Here is a 19,618-nt window from a genome sequence, read left to right as displayed (position 1 = left end):
GGCCTTCCTTGGGCTACGATAGCCACACCCGACGGGCGGCGCCTCGTCGTCTTCTGCGAAAGGACCAAAACGCATGGCACACAAGCTCCGCTACGAGACGGCCCGCTATGCGGCCTCCTACGGGACGCCCGAGCAGCTTCCGGCACCCACGACGCCCGAGGTCGTCTTCGTGGGGCGCTCAAACGTGGGCAAGTCGTCCCTTCTCAACAGGCTCATCGGCCGCGCCTCGCTCGCGCGCGTGTCGTCGCAGCCCGGCAAGACGGCCAACATCAACTTCTACGACGTGGACGGCGTCATGTTCGTGGACCTTCCCGGCTATGGCTTTGCCAAGGTGAGCCAGGCCGAGAAGAGGCGCTGGGCCAACCTCATCGCCGGTTACTTTGACCAGGAGCGCAGCTTCAACCTGGTGGTCGCGCTCGTGGACATCCGCCACGACGCCCAGAGGATCGACCTTGAGACCCTCGGCTTCCTCCGAGAGAGCGCCCTGCCCTTTGTGGTGGCCCTCACCAAGGCGGACAAGCTCAGTCGCACCAGACAGGAGTCCCAGGCCCAGACGCTGGCAAGGCAGTTCGGCATCGAGCGCAGCCAGATGGTGCTCACCTCCTCCCAGGCGGGCACGGGCATTCCCGAGCTCAGGCGCCGCATCGAGGAGGCCTGTCTGTAAGAGCGCGACGATAGCGACAGGACATATATGAGGGAGGGCAGCCCCATTGCTGCCCTCCCCTTGATCCTCTTTGAAACGTAACGCCACTTAGAGCACTGTTTGGCCCTTTGGACTCAACTCCTTACGATCCATCACCTTCTATCGAAGTGCGATGACGTTGATAGGACATGGAGCACGCAACCAGCGCCTTAGCGGGTGGCGCTCTGGCCGTGCGTGCTGGTGTTTCGCCTGCCGTCCATCTCTTGTGAGAATAGTGCGGTGCTCGTACCGCTAGACAAGGCCGTAAAAACTATGGCCTAAGCAAAAGGGACGGGACTGATGACACCAGACACGCAAGCCGATGAATCCGAATCCTCGCTGTACATTGGCATCACCTCCCTGGTAGGCCGCGCTACGTTGCGGCTCCTGCTGGTACTCTCATACTACCCTCCGACGCCGGGCCGTACACCCATCCTCGCACGTCCTCCGCGAACGGTCAGTTTGAGCCGCAGGCGGAGACGATCCGCAGGTGGCGGCCGCGATACGGCACGTACGCCGCGGACGAGGGGACGCGGGTCACGCGACCGACAGGACGTCGCGCGCGACGGGTACACTATCATATCGTCGTTTCATCAGAGACACGCAGCGTGGGAGGCAGCATGCAGGACCTGTCGGCAGCATCGGGCGCGGACCTTGAGCTGGCGCGTGAGCAGGCGCACCTTTCTGACGTCTATGCCCAGCTCGTCGCCATACGAGACCGTCTCAATCGCGAGCTCGAGGTGAGCCATCGGCGCGCCGCGCAGGACCTCAGGGACATGTCCGAGGAGGTCAGGCGCGACTTCAGCGGCGACGACGAGACCATGGAGACCCTCGCCGCCATCGAGACCCTCAACGCCGTCATCGACGCATACAACCAGGCCCATGACTTTGACGTCGAGCGCCTGACCAAGGTTCTGCTGCTGCTGGGCCAGCCCTATTTCGCCAAGGTGTCGCTGCGCTATCCCGACGGCCGCGACAAGGACGTCTACCTGGGCGCGGCGGGCGTGATCAACGACCGCTACGAGTCTTTGGTCGTTGACTGGCGCAGCCCCATCGCCGAGACCTACTACAACCAGAAGATGGGCCCCTGCACCTATGAGGTCAAGGGCCGTGACATAGCCTGCGACGTCAGGCTCAGGCGCCAGTTTGACATCCGCGGCGACAGGCTCAACGCCTACTTCGACACCACCGTCGCCATCCAGGACTCCCTGCTCCTGTCCGCCCTCAAGCATAATCACTCCCCCAAGCTCAAGGCCGTCACGGCGACCATCCAACGCGAGCAGAACGAGGTCGTGCGGCATAAGGACGTGCCGGTGCTGCTCGTGAGCGGCATCGCCGGCTCGGGCAAGACCTCCGTCCTCCTCCAGCGCATCGCCTTCCTCCTGTACCAGCAGAAGGACACCCTGGACGCCAGCCAGGTCTACCTCTTCACCCCCAACGCGGTGTTCGAGAGCTACATCGACACCGTGCTGCCCTCCCTGGGCGAGCGCAATCCCCACATCCTCACCTGGAGGGAGTTCGTGGCGTCCTTGGGCCTTGCGGGCAGGGCCCTGGGCGGGGACGGCGATGCCGATGACTTCGCCCGGCTCGAGGCGGCCCTCCCCTCCCTTGAGCTCGAGCCGCAGAACTTCAAGGACCTGCGCGTCGGCGAGGAGACCCTCCTCAAGGCCGCGCAGTGCAAGGACGCGCTCGAGAAGTTTCCCCGCGTCCCGCTGGGCGCACGTCGCTGCGCCCTGGCGATCGAGGATCTGCACGAGAGGCTCGACCGCAAGCTGGCGGCACTCTCCCGCAAGGAGGAGCTGCGAGACGAGCTCCTCTCGCTTGACCTCGACGAGCAGATGCGCATCTTTGGCACGACGCTCGACCTTGACCCCTCCGACAAGGAGGAGCTTGACGCCTGGGCCCGACGCTACGTCGACGAGCGCTACGGGCAGGTCCACGAGGACATAGAGCGGGCCGCCTGGCTGGACGTTGACCACCTGGGCCGGCGCATCCTTGGCGTCGGCAACCTCAACGCGGCCCAATGGCTGTACACCCAGATGCTCCTGACGGGCGGGCACGCCCGAGACGCCCGCTTCGTGATGGTGGATGAAGTCCAGGACTATACGGCGACGCAGCTCATGCTGCTCGCCCGCTACTTTGGCAACGCGCACTTCCTGCTGCTGGGTGACGAGCACCAGGCCATCAAGGAGAACAGCGCGAGCTTTGATGAGGTCCGCGCCATCTTTGGCGCCGCGCGGGGCCCCGTCGAGGAGTGCCGCCTGCTCACGAGCTATCGTTCGAGCCCCGAGATAACGGAGCTCTTCACGAGCCTGCTGCGCCCCGACGAGCGACAGAACCTGAACTCCGTGCAGAGGGAGGGCGTGCCGCCCGTGATTCGCGCCTGCCCCCAGGACAGGGAGGGATACCTGCGCGAGCTGGGCGCCCAGGTGGAGCTGGCCCACCAGAAGGCCGCCGAGGCACAAGACGCCGGCGAGAACTTCCTCACCGCCGTCGTCGCGGCGGACAAGCCCCGGGCCAACTGGCTGCGCAAGCAGCTTGGGCCTGCGGTGCGCGCCATCAGGCCGGGCGAGGGGCTTCCTGCCACGGGCGTGGTCGTCCTTGACCTCGCGCTGGCCAAGGGTCTTGAGTTTGACCAGGTCATCATCCCTGACGCCCAGGCCGAGACATACCCTGCCACCGAGCTGGCGCGCAGGAGGCTCTATACGGCCATCAGCCGCGCCATGCATCAGGTGGTCATCCTCTCCCAGGGGGCCATGACACCGCTGCTGTCCGGGCGGGAGGCCTAGGGCGCGTCGGAAAGGCACGTCCAGAACCCCGGCGAGGGCGGGGCGCGAAGGGGCGCAGCTGACGCGCCTCTGACGAGGAGGGGCCGGAGGCGTGCGCCTCCGGCCCCTCTCATGCAATCAGTCTCGGGCCGTGTCCGTGAGGGTGGTCCCGACGACGGCGCCTATGCGACGCACGCCGTCGGGACGTCTTGCCTACAGCTCGGCGTACAGGTCCTTGAGCTTGGTGAGGTGCTCGTAGCGGTCCATGGCGGCCTTCTCGTTGGCGGCGAAGAGCTCTTCCGCGCGCTCGGGGAAGGACCGAGTCAGGCTCGCGTAGCGCGCCTCGTTCATCAGGAAGTCACGATAGCCGCCCTTGGGCTCCTTGGAATCCAGGATGAACTTCTTGCCCTTGGGGGCGGAGGGGTTGAAGCGGTAGAGGTTCCAGTAGCCGCACTCGACGGCACGCTTCATCTCCGCCTGCGCGTGCTTCATGCCACCCTTCTTGATGGAGTGCATCTCGCAGGGGCTGTAGCCGATGATCAGGGAAGGTCCGGGGTACGCCTCGGCCTCGGCGATGGCCTTGAGGGTCTGCGTGGGGTTGGCGCCCATGGCGACCTGTGCGACGTAGACGTAGCCGTAGGACATCGCGATCTCGCCCAGGGCCTTCTTCTTGACGGACTTGCCCGCCGCGGCAAACTGGGCGACCTGGCCCAGGTTGGACGACTTGGACGCCTGACCGCCGGTGTTGGAGTAGACCTCGGTGTCAAAGACGAAGACGTTGACGTCGTCGCCGGAGGCAAGGACATGGTCCAGGCCGCCGAAGCCGATGTCGTAGGCCCAGCCGTCGCCGCCGAAGATCCAGAACGACTTCTTGCTCATGTACGACTTGTCGGCGAGGATCTTGTTGGCCTCGGGCGTGCCGAGCTTCTCGAGCTGCTGGACGTACGCCTCGGCCGTGAGCTCGGACTCGCCGGCCTTGGTGCGCGTGTCGATCCATGCCTGGGCCGCGGCCTTGAAGTCCTCGCTGACGCCCTCGGCGGCGATGAGCTTCTCGGTGTCAGAGACGAGCTTGTTCTGGATGGCCTCGTACCCCAGGGCCAGGCCGTAGCCATGCTCGGCGTTGTCCTCGAAGAGCGAGTTGTTCCACGCGGGGCCGTTGCCCTCGGCGTTGCAGGTGAACGGCGAGGTGGCGCCGGGGTTGCCCCAGATGGAGGAGCAGCCGGTTGCGTTGGAGATGAACATGCGGTCGCCAAAGAGCTGGGTGATCAGGCGAGCGTAGCTGGTCTCGGCGCAGCCGGCGCAGGAGCCGGAGAACTCGAGCAGCGGCTTGGAGAACTGGGAGTTCTTGACGGTCTTGCTGTCAAAGAGGTCGCGCTTCTCGGTGACCTTGTTGACCGCGTAGTCCCACACGGGAATCATGTCGGCCTCGTCCGCCTGCGGCACCATGGTGAGGGCGTCAACGGGGCAGATGTAGGCACAGTTGGTGCAGCCCATGCAGTCGAGCGGCGACACGGCGATCGCAAACTGGTAGCCGGTGCCCTTGGGGATCTTGAGGTCGACCATGCGCATGTTCTCCGGCGCGGCGGCGGCCTCCTCGGCGGTCAGCGCAATCGGGCGAATCGTGGCGTGGGGGCACACGTAGCCGCACTGGTTGCACTGGATGCACTTGCTCTCGTCCCAGCGGGGAACGATGACGGCGGTGCCGCGCTTCTCGTAGGCGCTGGCGCCGAGCTCCCACTGGCCGTCCGGGTTGTTCTTGAACGCGGAGACGGGCAGGCTGTCGCCCTCCATGAGGTTGATGGGCCCAAGGAGCTCCCTGACCTGCCTGACCACGGCCTCGCGGCCCTCGAGCACGACGGGCTTGGCGTCGTCGGTGGCGTTGGCCCAGTCGGCGGGAACCTCGAACTTGCGGAACGCGGTGGCGCCGGCGTCGATGGCCTTCCAGTTGGACTCGACGACGCTCTGGCCCTTCTTGGCGTAGGACTTCTCCGCGGCGTCCTTCATGTACTGGAGGGCCTCCTTGGCGGGAAGCACCTTGGCCAGCGCAAAGAACGCGGACTGGAGGACCGTATTGGTGCGCTTGCCCATGCCGACCTTCTCGGCCAGGTCAATGGCGTCGATGAGGTAGACGTTGATGTCGTTCTGCGCGATGTAGCGCTTGCCGACGGCGGGCATCTGGTTGGCAAACTCCTCGTCGCTCCACTGGCAGTTGACGAGGAAGGTGCCGCCCGGCTTGAGGTCGCGGGCCATGCTGAAGCCCTTGACGATGTAGCTGGGGTTGTGGCAGGCCACGAAGTCGGCGGCGGTGACGTAGTAGGGCGAGCGGATGGGCGAGTCGCCAAAGCGTAGGTGGCTGATCGTCACGCCGCCCGTCTTCTTGGAGTCGTACTGGAAGTACGCCTGAACATACTTGTCCGTGTGATCGCCGATGATCTTGATGGAGTTCTTGTTGGCGCCGACGGTGCCGTCGCCGCCCAGGCCCCAGAACTTGCACTCGATGGTGCCGGGGGCGGAGGTGTTGGGCGTGTGCTCCGCGCGCGGGAGCGAGAGGTTCGTGAGGTCGTCCACGATGCCGATGGTGAACTCGCGCTTGGGCTCGTCCTTCTCGAGCTCCGCGTAGACGGCAAAAGCGTCCTCGGGCCTGGTGTCCTTGGAGCCGAGGCCGTAGCGGCCGCCGATCACGGCGAGGTCGGAGCGACCCGCCTCATAGAGGGCGTTCACGACGTCCTGGTACAGGGGCTCACCGATGGAGCCGGGCTCCTTGGTGCGGTCGAGGACGGCGATCTTCTTGACGCTCTTGGGGAGGGCGGCCACGAAGTGCTCGATGGAGAAGGGTCGGTAGAGGCGAACCTTCACCAGGCCGACCTTCTCGCCGTGGGCGTTGAGGTAGTCGATGGTCTCCTCGAGCGTGTCGCAGAAGGAGCCCATGCAGACCACGACGCGGTCCGCGTCCTCGGCGCCGTAGTAGTCGAACAGGTGATAGCTGGTGCCGAGCTTGGCGTTGACCTTCTCCATGTAGGCCTCGACGACGGCGGGAAGCTTGTCGTACGTGGCGTTGCAGGCCTCGCGATGCTGGAAGAAGATGTCGCCGTTCTCGTGGGAGCCGCGGGCGTGCGGATGCTCGGGGTTGAGGGCGTGGTCACGGAAGGCCTGGACGGCATCCATGTCGACCATCTCGCCGAGGTCATCAAAGTCCCAGGCGGCGACCTTCTGGATCTCGTGGGAGGTGCGGAAGCCGTCAAAGAAGTTGATGAAGGGCACGCCGCCGCCGATCGCGGAGAGGTGGGCCACGGGCGAGAGGTCCATGACCTCCTGGACGTTGCCCTCGGCAAGCATGGCGAAGCCGGTCTGGCGACAGGCCATGACGTCAGAGTGGTCACCGAAGATGTTGAGCGCCTGTGTCGCCACGGTACGGGCGGACACGTGGAACACGGTGGGAAGGCCCTCGGCGGCCATCTTGTACATGTTGGGGATCATGAGCAGCAGGCCCTGCGACGCCGTGTAGGTCGTCGTGAGGGCGCCGGCGCCCAGAGAGCCGTGCACCGTGCCGGCGGCGCCGGCCTCGGACTGCATCTCGACGACCTTGACGGGCGTGCCGAAGACGTTCTTCAGGCCGTGCGCGGCCCACTGGTCGACATGGTCGGCCATGGGGCTGGATGGCGTGATCGGGTAGATCCCCGCCACCTCGGTGAAGGCGTACGAGACCCAGGCGGCGGCCTCGTTGCCGTCCATCGACTTGAATTTTCTCGCCATATCCTCTCCTTAGAAAAGCGATACGGTCCACCAGTCTTTCTGGTGGGGTTTCCACTGACGCCCGGCACGTGCCCCTACCCCTAGACGCAGACGCGTCCCAGACATATTTACTATAGCGCAATCTTTTTTGATAATCGGAGCCATCTTGCGACCGACGGGGCGGATATATTCCCACCCAAACACAGGTATTTGTGGAAAACGCCCCGCCTTCGGACAGTGGCCTCCCCTGCCGGCATCCCGCGTCACGGGCGCGGGCAGATCGAACATGACGACGTCGAGGCTGGCGGGCGGCGCGAGGCGGGCGCGGCGGTTTGCGCGGCAGTTACAACTCTGTTAGTAGATGCCTCTCACCCGTGCCGCCGACGGCAGTCAGGGCATAGGATGCAACTCATCAATGAGGCGCGTCCCGCGACGCCCGCAGCCCCGGCCCCATCCGGTCGATCCCGGGCTCGTCTGGCGCGGGCACGCGTCTTGGCGGCACACAGCAAGGAGTGACTCATGGACAACAAGCTCACCCGTCGCGACGCCCTCAGGCTCATGGGAGGCCTCGGCGCCCTCGGCGTCGCCCTCCCCGCCCTCTCCGCCTGCTCGGGAGCGGCCCCCTCGGCCGGCGCGGACGGGTATAAGATCGGCGTGCTGCAGCTGACCGAGCACGCCGCCCTCGACGCGGCGCACAAGGGCTTCTTTAAGGCGCTGGACGCGTCGGGCATCGCGTACCAGGTGGACGACAACAACGCGCAGAACGACCAGTCCGCCTGCCAGACCATCGCCACCAAGCTCGTGAACGCCGGCGAGGACCTCATCCTCGCCATCGCCACCCCTGCGGCGCAGGCGGTCGCGGGCGCCACCACCGACATTCCCATCATCGGCACGGCGATCACCGACTTTGCCGCCTCGGGGCTCGTGGCCTCCAACGAAAAGCCTGGCAACAACGTCACCGGCAGCTCCGACCTCACGCCCGTCGCCGAGCAGTTCGACCTGCTGGCAAAGCTGTTCCCTGCGGCGAGGACCGTGGGCGTCCTCTACTGCACCGCGGAGTCCAACTCAGACGTGCAGGTGAAGCTCGCCGACGAGGCGGCGGCCTCCCACGGCCTGGCCGTCACGCACTTCTCGGTCTCGAGCTCCAACGAGATCCAGCAGGTGGTCGAGTCCATGGTGGGCAAGGTGGACGTGGCGTACGCCCCCACCGACAACACCATCGCCGCAGGCATGACCACCGTCGCCATGGTCGCCAATGACAACGGGCTCCCCGTCATCGTGGGCGACGTGGGCATGGTCGAAAACGGCGGCCTGGCCACCTATGGCATCAATTACGAGGAGCTGGGCAAGCTCGCCGGCCAGATGGCCGTCAAGGTCCTCAAGGGCGAGAGCAAGCCGGCCGACATGCCCATCCAGCACCTTGACGTGAGCAAGTGCGCGCTCGTCTCCAACAAGAAGGTCGCCGAGAAGCTCGACGTGGACCTTTCCGTGCTCGGCGACAGCCAGACACAGGTATAGTGAACACGTAAAGTTGGCCAGGGGGCGCCTGTGGTCCGCACGACCGCCGGCGCCCTCCCTGTGCGAACGGGTCGCGGTAACAAGCCATTGGAGGAACCATATGCAGCTCGCCCTGATGGGGGCCCTCTCCCAAGGAATACTCTGGGGTATCATGGTCCTCGGCGTCTTCATCACCTTCAGGATGCTCGACATCCCTGACCTGACCGTGGACGGCAGCTTCGCGCTCGGCGGCAGCGTCGCGGCCGTCGCGGCCGTCGCCCTGGGGCTCGACCCCGTGGTGGGCGTGCTGCTGGGCGTCGTCGCGGGCCTCATGGCAGGCCTGGTGACGGGCCTTCTGCATGCCCTCTTTGACATCCCCGCCATCCTCGCGGGCATCCTCACCCAGATCGCGCTCTGGTCCGTGAACCTGCACGTCATGGGCAAGTCGAACGTTCCCCTGCTCAACGTGGACACCGTCTTCACGCGGCTGGCCGCCCTCCTGGGCGTGACGCAGGCCGCGGCCACGCTCGTCGTGGGCGTCGTCATCGCCGCGGCCACGATCGTCCTCATGTACTGGTTCTTTGGCACCGAGGTCGGCAGCGCGCTTCGGGCCACGGGCAACAACGAGGACATGTGCCGCGCCCTGGGCATCGACGTGCGCGTGACCAAGGTCATCGCGCTGGCCTTCTCCAACGGGCTCGTGGGCCTCTCCGGCGCGCTCATCTGCCAGAGCCAGAAGTATGCCGACGTCGGCATGGGCACGGGCGCCATCGTCATCGGCCTGGCCGCCATCGTGATCGGCGAGGTGTTGGGCCGCTTCGCGCCCGGCCGGCTCATCTCGTTCGGCAGCAGGCTCACCGCCGTGGTCATGGGCTCCATCGTGTACTTCATCATCCGCGCCGTGGTCCTGCAGATGGGCCTCGACGCCAATGACATGAAGCTGCTGTCCGCCGTCATCGTGGCGCTGGCGCTCGCCGTGCCCGTGGTCCTCGAGAGGCAGCAGCGCAGGCGCGCGTATCGCAGGGGCACGCCCGCCATGGGCGACGCCGGGGCGCGCGGCAGGGACGGTCGCGATGGCGCGCCTGCTCGACAGGAGAAGGGGGGCGAGCGCTGATGCTCAGGCTCACGGATGTCACCAAGACGTTCAACAGGGGCACCGTCAACGAGAAGCCCGCGCTCACCGGCGTGAGCCTCACGCTCGATGACGGGGACTTCGTCACCGTCATCGGTGGCAACGGCGCGGGCAAGTCCACGCTCCTGAACATGATCGCGGGCGTCTACCCGCTGGACGGCGGCACGGTCGAGCTGGACGGCGTGGACGTCAGCCTGCTCTCGGAGCACCGCCGCGCTCGATATTTGGGTCGCGTGTTCCAGGACCCGATGCGCGGCACCGCCGCCGACATGCAGATCGAGGAGAACCTCGCCCTCGCCAAGCGGCGCGGCAGGCCGCGCGGCCTGGCCTGGGGCATCACCCGCGAGGAGCGCGAGGACTACGCCAGGCGCCTTGCATCCCTCGACCTGGGCCTTGAGGACCGTCTGAGCTCCAAGGTGGGGCTGCTCTCCGGCGGGCAGCGACAGGCCGTGACGCTGCTCATGGCGACCATCCAGAAGCCGCGCCTCCTGCTGCTGGACGAGCACACCGCCGCCCTTGACCCCAAGACCGCCGCCAAGGTGCTCAGCCTCACGCGGCGCGTGGTGGACGAGGACCGCCTGACCACCCTGATGGTCACTCACAACATGAACGACGCCATCAGGCTGGGCAACCGTCTGATCATGATGCACGAGGGCAACGTCATCTACGACGTCGCCGGCGCCGAGAAGGCCGCCCTCACGGTGGCCGACCTGCTTCAGAAGTTCGAGGAGGTCTCGGGCGGCGAGCTTGCCAACGACCGCATGCTCCTCTCGTAGGCGTCCCTTCGCCCACGTACGAAGGCCCCCGGCGACGATGCGCCGGGGGCCTTCGTGTCTCGTGCTTCCCTCCGGGCGCGCACGGGCCCAGGCTCGCCGGGCCCGCACGGCGCCGAGAGGCTACGCCGCCTCTCCCGGGTCGGTGAGGCTTGAGAGCACCTTCTCGTCCGGCTTGTCCCAGACGGGCGCGGGACGGAAGATCTGGAAGAGCATCGCGGCAAGCAGGACAAACGCGACGACCGTCCAGAAGCCGAACTGACCGAACGCCACCAGCTCGTAGAACTGGTTGATGAACAGGCCGATGACCCAGCCGAAGATGCACTCATAGGCGATGGCGAACGCCGTCCAGCGCGCCGACTCCATCTGCCTGCGGATGGTGCCCATGGCCGCGAAGCACGGAGCGCAGAGCATGTTGAAGGCGACGAACGCGCACATGGCACCCACGTGGAGCGTCCCTCCAATGGTGAACATGTTCGCAAAGCCCTGCCACATGCCCACGGAGTTCTCGGTGGCGCCGCCAAGGCCGTACAGGACGCCAAAGGTGGACACAAGGTTCTCCTTGGCGATGAGGGCCGAGATCGAGGATGCCGCCGCCTGCCAGTTGCCAAAGCCCAGGGGAACGAAGAGGAAGCTCAGGGCGCCGCCGAAGCCGGCGAGGATGGAGTAGTCCATGAAGCTGTCGGGCACGCCTTCCATGCCGGGCAAAAAGCCAAAGCCGCCGTCGCCGCCCTCCCAGCCCGCGACGCCAAAGTTGGAGAGGAACCAGATGCCCACGGCCGCCGCGAAGATGATCGTGCCCGCCTTCTTGACGTAGGCGCCGACGCGCTCCCAGACGTGCAGGAACCACGAGCGGACGGCTGGGAAGTGGTACGCGGGCAGCTCCATGACAAAGGGCAGGGGCTCGCCCTCAAAAGGTCTGGTCTTCTTGAGCATGACGGCCGAGACCACGATGGCTACGATGCCCATAAGATAGAACAGGGGCGCCACCCACCACATGTTGGAGCCCCCGGCGAGGACGCCCATGACCAGGGCGATGATGGGAAGCTTGGCCGAGCAGGGAATCATGGTGGTGAGCATGGCGGTCATGCGACGGTCACGCTCGTTCTCGATGGTCTTGGTGGCGAGCACGCCGGGGACGCCGCAGCCGGAGGAGACGATCATGGGGATGAACGACTTGCCCGACAGGCCGAAGCGACGGAACACGCGGTCCATGACGAAGGCGACGCGACTCATGTAGCCGCAGTCCTCAAGGAAGCAGAGCGCCACAAAGAGAAAGAAGATCTGGGGAATGAAGCCGAGCACGGAGCCGACGCCGCCGATGATGCCGTCAATGACCAGCGACTTCACGAGGTCGGACGCGCCGGCGCCGTCGAGCAGGCCGCTCGCCGCGTTGGGCAGGGAGTCCACGAACCCCGGGTAGTCATGCTGGTCGGGCTCGGGGGTCTCGACGGCCTCCTTGAACTGGTCGAGGCTCACCGAGGGAATGAGCCCCTGCCTTTGGCCCTCGTCGAGGATGGGGTTGCCGTCGGCGTCCTCCTTGGTGATGGCCTCCCCCTCGTCGTCCACGAAGTTGCCGTCCTCGTCGGTTATGGGCACGTCCTCGGCGGTCACGCCGGCGTCCTTTGCCGCCTTCATGAACGCGGAGATGGTGGCGACGTCCTCGTCGCCTCTCTCCTCCGCGTCGATGGCCTCCTGGACGCCATCGACATCGACGCCCGCCTCCTTGGCGGCGTCAAGATAGCCGCCGATCTGGTCGGCGTAATGATGCTCGTCCCACGCCTCCTTGGCCTGCGTGTAGTCCGCCGACCCCTGCGCGCTTATGAAGAAGCCGTCCGAGAAGAGATTGTCGTTGACCCAGTCCGTGGCGGGAGTTCCCACGGCGACCAGGGCAAACCAGTACACGGCGATCATGACGGCCGCGAAGATGGGCAGGCCCAGGACGCGGTTGGTGACCACGCGGTCAATCTTCTGCGAGGTGGTGAGCTGCTTGGGGGCCTTCTTCACGCAGTCGTCTACGACCGTGGCGATCCACTCATAGCGCTCCGAGGTGACGATGGACTCCGCGTCGTCGTCGCGGTCCTTCTCGACGGCCGCGATGACGGCCTCGGCTCGCGCGCGCCTTGCCTCGTCGAGCCCCAGCTCCTGCAGGACCTCGGCATCGCGCTCGAAGACCTTGATGGCATACCAGCGGGCGAGCTCGGGCGCGCAGGCATCCCCCAGAATGGACTGGATGTCCTCGAGCGCCTTCTCGAGCTCGGGCGTGAAGCACGCGACGCCGCCTGGCGCCCTGCCGGACCTCCCGGCATCCACCGCCGCATTGACGAGGGCGTCAAGGTTGGTGTTGCGCAACGCCGAGACCTCGAGCACGGGAACACCGAGGCGCTCGGACAGAAGCTCGGCGTCAATCTTGTCCTTGCGCCCCTTGAGCAGGTCGCACATGTTGAGTCCCACGACCATGGGACGACCGGCCTCGAGCACCTGTGTGGCAAGATAGAGGCTGCGCTCGAGGTTGGTGACGTCGATGAGGTTGATGACGGCGTCGGGGCGCTCCTTCACGAGATAGTCCCGCGAGACGACCTCCTCCGGGGAGTAGGGCGACAGCGAATAGATGCCGGGAAGGTCTACGAAGATCACGTCGTGGTCGGAGCGCCAAGAGGCCATCTTCTTCTCGACCGTCACCCCCGGCCAGTTGCCCACGTAGCCGTTTGAGCCCGTGAGCTCATTAAATAGAGTCGTCTTGCCGCAGTTGGGATTACCAGCCAGGGCAATGGTCGTTGGTGCGGGCATTGCATCTCCAATCGATTCGTGAGTGGCCCTGCGATGACGGCGCCCGGTCGGCGACCGCATGTCACGGGCCTGCGACGGTCGTCGCAGACGTTCACAACTGCTCCCTGAGGACATGCCCGAGGGCATGCGTCTGTTAGCTCAGGATAACTAGGCGGCGAAAAAAGAGGGGCCGCAGCCCTCGTCACGCGCTGCCCCCTCTACCGGCGGGCGTGCGCCACGTCGCCCTCAGGCTCCCCGCCTGACGTCTGCGACCTCTATGCATCCCGCCTCGTCCTTGCGCAGGCTCAGCTCAAACCCCCTCACGGTGACCTCGATGGGGTCGCCCAGGGGCGCGACCTTGTGCACGAGGATCCGCGTGCCCTTGGTGACGCCCATGTCCATGATGCGTCGCTTGACCGCCCCCGTGCCACCCAGCTTGGTGACCGTGGCGGCCTCCCCCACCCTCACGTCCCGCAGACTCGCCATGTGTGCTCCCTTCGTCATACGCCGCCCGCAGGCGTCGCGTCGATACCGATTCAAGATGAGATTCGCCCGCATGACGCCGCGCGCGACTGGCCGCGGGGGCCGCGCGGAGCACGAGGGCGATGAGGATGACCTATGTCGTGATGATGCGCAGGGCCATGTCGCGCCCGAGGGCGATGCTGGATCCCTTGACGCTCACCAGGACGTCGCGGCCGGCACGTGCCACGACGTCGACGTTGGCTCCCGGGACAAATCCCAGCTCCTGAAGGTGCTGACGCAGCTCCAAGGCGCCCCTGACCTTGAGGACGCGCACCGTCGAACCCTCGCTGACCAGGGCAAGGGGAAGCTGCTCCCCTGCCGAGCACCGCTGCTGGACCGCACTCACACGCGCTCCGCTCCGCACCGCTTCCATGACGCACCCCCAGGTGACCGACGTGAACTCCGACAGGTGTTAGTAAGCCCTATCAAAAAGTATTATACGGTTTACTTCTGCGGACACAAGGGTAGAAAGGAATCTGCGGCAAACTTTTTTCGCGCGCCCCATGCCGAATGCGCCCGCGCCAGCAGCGCGGGCGCACGGGTGACGGCGCAAGATAATGTGGTCCTGCCTGCCTCAGCCGGTGTTCTGCAGGCCGGCGGAGACCCCGCTCACGGTGCAGAGAATGAGGTAGATGAACCGCTCGCGCTCCTCGGGCGTCAGCTTGTCCCCCCGCTCGCGCATGACCTTGAGCGCCAGCACCTGCGTCAGCGACAGCACGTTGACGAACGGCAGCCTCAGGCGAATGACGGGCCCCAGGATGCGGCGGCTCGAGAGCGGCCACTCGTTGCCCGTGATGGACAGCACCCACGAGCGCGTGAGGGCCATCTCGTCAAGCACCTTCCGCGCGAGGTCCTCTCGCTCCCCCAACGCGAGGTACATCTTGGCCAGACGCTCGTCGGTCTTGGCCAGAGACATCTCGATGTTGTCGATGAAGGTCGTGAACAGCGGCCACTCGGCGTAGGCCTCCCTGAGACGGTCGATCCTGCCGTAGCTCTCGCAGGCCGTGCCAAGGCCATACCAGGCGGCCAGGTTCACGCGCGCCTGCGACCAGGAGAAGATCCACGGGATGGTGCGCAGGTCGTCCAGGGACGAGGCGCCCAGGCCGCGCTTGGCGGGACGGCTGCCGATGGGCATGAGTCCGATCTCGGACAGCGGCGTGACGGTGCCAAACCAGCTCACGAAGCCGTCCGTGTTCAGCAGGTCCAGGTAACAGGCGCGTGAGGCCTTGTCCAGAGCGGCCGCGAGGTCGGCGTACTTGGCCGTGGACTCCGTGGTGACGTATTCGATGGACGGGGCGCTCTGCAGCAGCGTGGCGCCGGCGACGGACTCCACGTGGCGCAGGGCCAAGGTGGGATTGCCGTAGCGGGCAAAGATGACCTCACCCTGCTCGGTGAGCTTGAAGTGGCAGTTGACGGAACCCTTGGGCTGCGAGAGGACCGCGCGGTTCGCAGGACCGCCGCCGCGGCCCACCGCGCCGCCGCGGCCGTGCATCAGGACCAGGTCGATGTTGTTCTCCTCGGCCCAGGCGGCGATGTTTGCCTGCGCGGTATGCAGCACGAGCGTGGCCGCCGTGGGGCCCTCGTCCTTGGAGGAGTCCGAGTAGCCCAGCATGACCTCGAGCCGGCGGCCCGTCTGGCGCAGACGTCTCTGGACGGCGTCAAGCCTGATGATGCCGTCCAAGGTTTCCACCGCGTTCTCGAGGTCCTCGATCTGCTCGAAGAGGGGGATGACGTCGAGCGTGGGGACGTCCTCCTCGTGGGCAAACGCCAGGCGCGCAAGCTCGTAGACGTCGGCGACGTTCTGCACGCTCTGCGTGAACGAAATGATGTAGCGGCGCGCCGCCTTGACGCCGTTGCGCTTCTGGATGGAGCCGATGGCGCGGAAGGTGTCGAGGACCTCACGGGTCATGGGGTCGAGCTCGCCCCGCTCGCCCCAGCGCCCGTGCTCGCGAATGTCGTCGAGCGCGCGGGTGTGAACGAGCGAGTGCTGGCGGAACTCCATCTCGACGAGATGAAAGCCGAAGGTCTGGACCTGCCAGATGAGCTTCTGGAGCGGCCCGTAGGCGGAGCGGACGGCGCCGGCCCGCTCAAGGGAGCGCTGCACCACGCGCAAGTCCTCGATGAAGGCGTCGGCGTCCCGGTACATGAGGTCGGCCGTGCGCGTGATGGTGGCACGCAGGCGCTGCGCCATGACGATCATGGTGGCGCGATGCAGCTCCGAGGCGGAGACCTCCTGGGCGCGCGCCGTGATGGCCTCGCTCATCTCGACCTGATGGCTCCAGAGGTTGAGCAGCTCGTCCGACCTCTTCGTGGAGGCGGCGTCCAAGGTCAGGTTGCGACCCACCGCGTGCGTGGCGTCCGCCAGCGTCTCGAGCACGTGCACGCGGTACTTCTCCGCGACCTTGCGCGACACCCTCGCCGTCACGTAGGGGTTGCCGTCGCGATCGGAGCCGATCCAACTACCGGGATGGAAGAAGGCGGGGCAGATGGGGCTGACCGTGCCGGCCTTCTCGCCAAGCTCCCAGTCGTCAAAGCGGCGATACACCTCGGGGATCATGTCAAAGAGCGTGTTGTCGAAGATGTCGATGACGGTGTCGGCCTCCTCGACGGGGGTCGGCTTCTTGATGGCTATGGGCGAGGTGCGCAGCAGCGCGTCGATCTCCTGGAGCATCTTGCGCTCGTTCTCGCGCAGCGCGGCGCCCGCCAGCAGGGTGCGCTCCTCAAGCAGGGCCGAGATGCGACGAATCTTGCCCTCGACGGCCTTGCGACGCGCCTCCGTGGGGTGCGCCGTGAAGACGGGATGAAACTCCAGGCGATTGAGCAGGGCCAGCGCCTTGCCGCGGCCGCACTCGTCGACAAGGCGCCGATAGGCCACCGTGATGTCGTTGATGGGGTCAATGTCGGCCGTGACGGGAACGGCCCCCTCGCGCTTGCGCAGGGTGGAGACGCGGTAGTTTTCCTCGCAGATGTTGGCCAGGTGAAAGAAGGTGGCGAAGGCACGCGTCAGCATGACGGACGACTCGACGTCAAGGGATTCGAGCGCGCTGATGGCGTCCCTGACCGACTCGTCGGACGCAGACGGGCCCGTCTCCTCATCCCTGCGGGCGCTCACGTCGAAGGAGTCTGCCAGAAGGCGGTCGAAGGTCGCGCGAATCGAGGGGTCGTACTCGGTGAGGACCTTGCGCACGAGGCGCAGGAAGAGCGCGAGGTTCTCCTTGAGGTCATCGGGCACGCTCACCACGGAGACGGTCCTGCGGGCCGCGTCCTGCTCGGCGTCGGGTGCGCTCGCCCCCCGCCGCTCAACCGGGACGGACACCTGTTCTGCGTGCTGGCGTATCTGGGTCACTACACCCTCCATCGCTGTCGGACGAGCATGAGAAAAGACCGTACAGTAGCTTAGACCCTCGGTCACGCCCTCGCCGACGATGGCGGCGGGCGAAACCCAATCTTTACGCTTCCATCAACTCCCCGCACCGCGACGGCGCGCTAGAATGACAGTTCAGACCCTCATCCCGACCCGAGCGAGGAGCGCGTATGCCCCACCTTCCCTTTCGGCCGACGTCCGCGCGGCGTCATCTGGACATGGGGCGAGGCGGGCGCGGGGGCGCACGGGACGCGGCGTCGCAACGGGCGTTTCGCTACGGCAGCCTCGTGATGCCGCAGTCCCGCGAGGGGGACCGCGAGCGTTCGGGCCCGCGCCAGCCCTTGCTGGCGCGTCTTGCCAACCAGTGGTGGGACCGCCTGATCGCCGCCGTGTTCTCGGGCTCGCTCGCCGACCAGACGGCTCGCTACGCCAGCCATAGCACGACGCTCGACTATGCGTTCAACAGCGTCGGCCTGGGCGTCTGGGGCGCCCTCTTTCCCCTGCTCACGATGGTCTCCTCGCAGCTCGTGGGTACCGAGCAGGCGGGCATGTTCTCCATGGCCTTCGTGTATGCCAACCTCATCCAGTTCGTGGGCATGTACGGGGTGCGGACATATCAGGTGTCCGACGTCGACGAGACCAACTCCTTTGGCGCCTACCAGCTCCAGAGAGTCCTGACCTGCCTTTTCATGGCGGGGGCGGGATGGCTGCTGTGCGCCCTGCGCGGCTATGGGCAGGGCGAGATGCTCACCATCTGCCTGGGCACCTTCTCCTTCAGGGTCGTCGACTCCATCGCCGACGTGTACGAGGGTCGTCTTCAGCAGCAGGACAAGCTGTGGCTTTCGGGCCTCTCCCAAGTGCTGCGCTGCGCGGGCGGCATCGTGGCGTTCTGCCTTGCCCTCGTGCTGACCCGTGGGGTCGCGACCTCCTCGATGGCCATGGCGGGCGTCGCGGCGGCGTCCCTTCTGCTCGTCACGATACCCCTCACCTACTTCGAGACCGAGCGCTCGCGCGGCTGGGAGCTCGTGGAGGTCAGGCAGATCTTCGTCGACTGCGCCCCCACGTTCCTGGCGACGTTCCTCTTCTCGCTTATCGAGACCGTCCCCAAGTTTGCCATGGAGGGAAGCCTGCCCTACGACAGCCAGCTCTTCTTCAACGCCATCTACTTTCCGGCCCAGGGCATCGCCATGAGCGTGAGCCTCATCTACAGGCCCCAGCTCGTCCGTCTTGCCACCATCTGGTCCAACCCGTCGCACCGCAAGCGCTTTGACCTGATTGTCATCGTGGTCATCGCGCTGGCCGTGGGCATCACCGTGGCCATGGTCGCCTTCAACGCGCTCGTGGGCATACCCCTGCTCAACCTGCTATACGGCACCGACTTTGAGCCTCTGCGCAACCAGCTGTATCTCATGGTCGTGGCGGGGGGCCTCTCCGCCGTCGTCGACTTCCTCTATCAGATCATAACCGTGCAGCGGCGCCAGGAGCTGGCAAGCCGCCTCTATCTCATCGCGTTCGGCGTCTCCGTCCTTCTGAGCATGACGCTGGTGAGAGTCATCGGGTTCGAGGGGGCGGTCTACGCCTATGCGCTCTCGATGGCGGCCCTGTTCCTGCTGCTGGCATCGCAATACGTCGTTGTTCGCGTGCGGTCATAAGACTTCGACGGCACCTGACCATTCGCGGAATGTTCGGCCTATCCGCAGCGCAAAACGGGTATGCCTCCATCAGGGCGTAAATGATTGCGTCTAAGTATCATTTTATTCACACCACTGACTTTGGAGGCTCGCATGGCAGGCATCTATGACTACACCGTCAAGGACCGCGAGGGTAAGGACGTCAACCTGGGCGACTACAAGGGCAAGGTCCTCTTGGTGGTGAACACGGCCACCGAGTGCGGCTTCACCCCCACCTACGCCGACCTTCAGAAGCTCTACGAGCAGGAGCACGAGAAGGGCCTTGAGATCCTGGACTTTCCCTGCAACCAGTTTGGCGAGCAGGCACCCGGCACCGCCGACGAGATTCACACCTTCTGCACCGGTCGCTTTGGCGTGACCTTCCCCCAGTTTGGCAAGATCGAGGTCAACGGCGAGGGCGCCGACCCCCTCTATGTGTGGCTCAAGGGCGAGAAGGGCTATGCCGGCTTTGACCCCAACCACAAGATCACGCCGATTCTGAAAGACATCCTCGGCAAGGCCGACCCCAACTGGGAGCAGAGCGCGGACATCAAGTGGAACTTCACCAAGTTCCTCATCGACCGCGAGGGCAACGTCGTCGAACGCTTTGAGCCCACCGCCGACGTCGAGGGCGTCGTGAAGCCGGCCGTGGAGAAGCTGCTCTAGAAGCCGCACGGCCAGGGCACCGCCGCCTCACGGGGAGGCAAAG

12 protein-coding genes are annotated in these 19,618 nt (G+C 65.9%); 7 read left to right on the top strand and 5 right to left on the bottom strand.

What is annotated here, in order from left to right; all coding sequences use genetic code 11:
• Positions 1 to 73: 73 nt before the first annotated feature.
• A complete protein-coding gene (gene yihA, locus BN3001_RS01425; RefSeq protein WP_058270050.1) occupies positions 74 to 664 on the top strand; it encodes a ribosome biogenesis GTP-binding protein YihA/YsxC in 591 nt (196 codons plus the stop codon).
• A 638-nt stretch (positions 665 to 1,302) separates the two neighbouring features.
• A complete protein-coding gene (locus BN3001_RS01420) occupies positions 1,303 to 3,471 on the top strand; it encodes a HelD family protein (protein ID WP_058270049.1) in 2,169 nt (722 codons plus the stop codon).
• Between the two features lie 192 nt (positions 3,472 to 3,663).
• Here BN3001_RS01420 and nifJ read toward each other — a convergent pair whose 3' ends face one another.
• Positions 3,664 to 7,203 carry a pyruvate:ferredoxin (flavodoxin) oxidoreductase gene (gene nifJ / locus BN3001_RS01415; protein WP_058270048.1) on the bottom strand — a complete coding sequence of 1,180 codons (3,540 nt, stop codon included), beginning with the start codon at positions 7,201 to 7,203 and terminating at the stop codon, positions 3,664 to 3,666.
• A gap of 498 nt (positions 7,204 to 7,701) precedes the next feature.
• Between nifJ and BN3001_RS01410 the strand changes: the two genes are divergently transcribed.
• The 3 genes from BN3001_RS01410 to BN3001_RS01400 all read left to right on the top strand — a co-directional run bounded on the left by BN3001_RS01410 (position 7,702) and on the right by BN3001_RS01400 (position 10,587).
• Positions 7,702 to 8,700, top strand: a complete 999-nt coding sequence (locus BN3001_RS01410; RefSeq protein WP_058270047.1) for an ABC transporter substrate-binding protein — start codon at positions 7,702 to 7,704, stop codon at positions 8,698 to 8,700.
• Positions 8,701 to 8,800: 100 nt separating this feature from the next.
• A complete protein-coding gene (locus BN3001_RS01405; RefSeq protein ID WP_058270046.1) occupies positions 8,801 to 9,793 on the top strand; it encodes an ABC transporter permease in 993 nt (330 codons plus the stop codon).
• Positions 9,793 to 10,587 carry an ABC transporter ATP-binding protein gene (locus tag BN3001_RS01400; protein WP_058270045.1) on the top strand — a complete coding sequence of 265 codons (795 nt, stop codon included), beginning with the start codon at positions 9,793 to 9,795 and terminating at the stop codon, positions 10,585 to 10,587. The genes BN3001_RS01405 and BN3001_RS01400 overlap by 1 nt, the downstream gene beginning before the upstream one ends.
• A 120-nt stretch (positions 10,588 to 10,707) precedes the next feature.
• Here BN3001_RS01400 and BN3001_RS01395 read toward each other — a convergent pair whose 3' ends face one another.
• The 4 genes from BN3001_RS01395 to BN3001_RS01380 all read right to left on the bottom strand — a co-directional run bounded on the left by BN3001_RS01395 (position 10,708) and on the right by BN3001_RS01380 (position 17,233).
• A complete protein-coding gene (locus BN3001_RS01395) occupies positions 10,708 to 13,374 on the bottom strand; it encodes a FeoB small GTPase domain-containing protein (RefSeq protein WP_058270044.1) in 2,667 nt (888 codons plus the stop codon).
• A 225-nt stretch (positions 13,375 to 13,599) separates the two neighbouring features.
• Complete coding sequence (locus BN3001_RS01390; RefSeq protein WP_058270043.1) at positions 13,600 to 13,839, bottom strand: FeoA family protein; 240 nt, start codon at positions 13,837 to 13,839, stop codon at positions 13,600 to 13,602.
• Between the two features lie 130 nt (positions 13,840 to 13,969).
• Positions 13,970 to 14,221: a FeoA family protein gene (locus BN3001_RS01385; protein WP_235815007.1), complete on the bottom strand. Its 252-nt coding sequence runs from the start codon at positions 14,219 to 14,221 to the stop codon at positions 13,970 to 13,972.
• A gap of 228 nt (positions 14,222 to 14,449) precedes the next feature.
• Positions 14,450 to 17,233 (bottom strand): phosphoenolpyruvate carboxylase, encoded by a 2,784-nt coding sequence (locus tag BN3001_RS01380; protein ID WP_082629896.1) that lies wholly within the window; start codon positions 17,231 to 17,233, stop codon positions 14,450 to 14,452.
• Between the two features lie 176 nt (positions 17,234 to 17,409).
• Between BN3001_RS01380 and BN3001_RS01375 the strand changes: the two genes are divergently transcribed.
• Positions 17,410 to 18,891, top strand: coding sequence for a lipopolysaccharide biosynthesis protein (locus BN3001_RS01375; RefSeq protein WP_235815006.1), 1,482 nt, complete (start codon positions 17,410 to 17,412; stop codon positions 18,889 to 18,891).
• A 132-nt stretch (positions 18,892 to 19,023) separates the two neighbouring features.
• Entirely contained in the window at positions 19,024 to 19,575 is a 552-nt protein-coding gene (locus BN3001_RS01370) for a glutathione peroxidase (protein WP_058270041.1), read from the top strand.
• Positions 19,576 to 19,618 lie beyond the last annotated feature (43 nt).

Origin of the sequence: Olsenella massiliensis, from assembly GCF_001457795.1 — a bacterium.
GTDB lineage: Bacteria > Actinomycetota > Coriobacteriia > Coriobacteriales > Atopobiaceae > Olsenella_F > Olsenella_F massiliensis.
The sequence above is the reverse complement of the archived record's forward strand: the minus strand, read 5'-3'. Positions and strand labels throughout refer to the sequence as shown.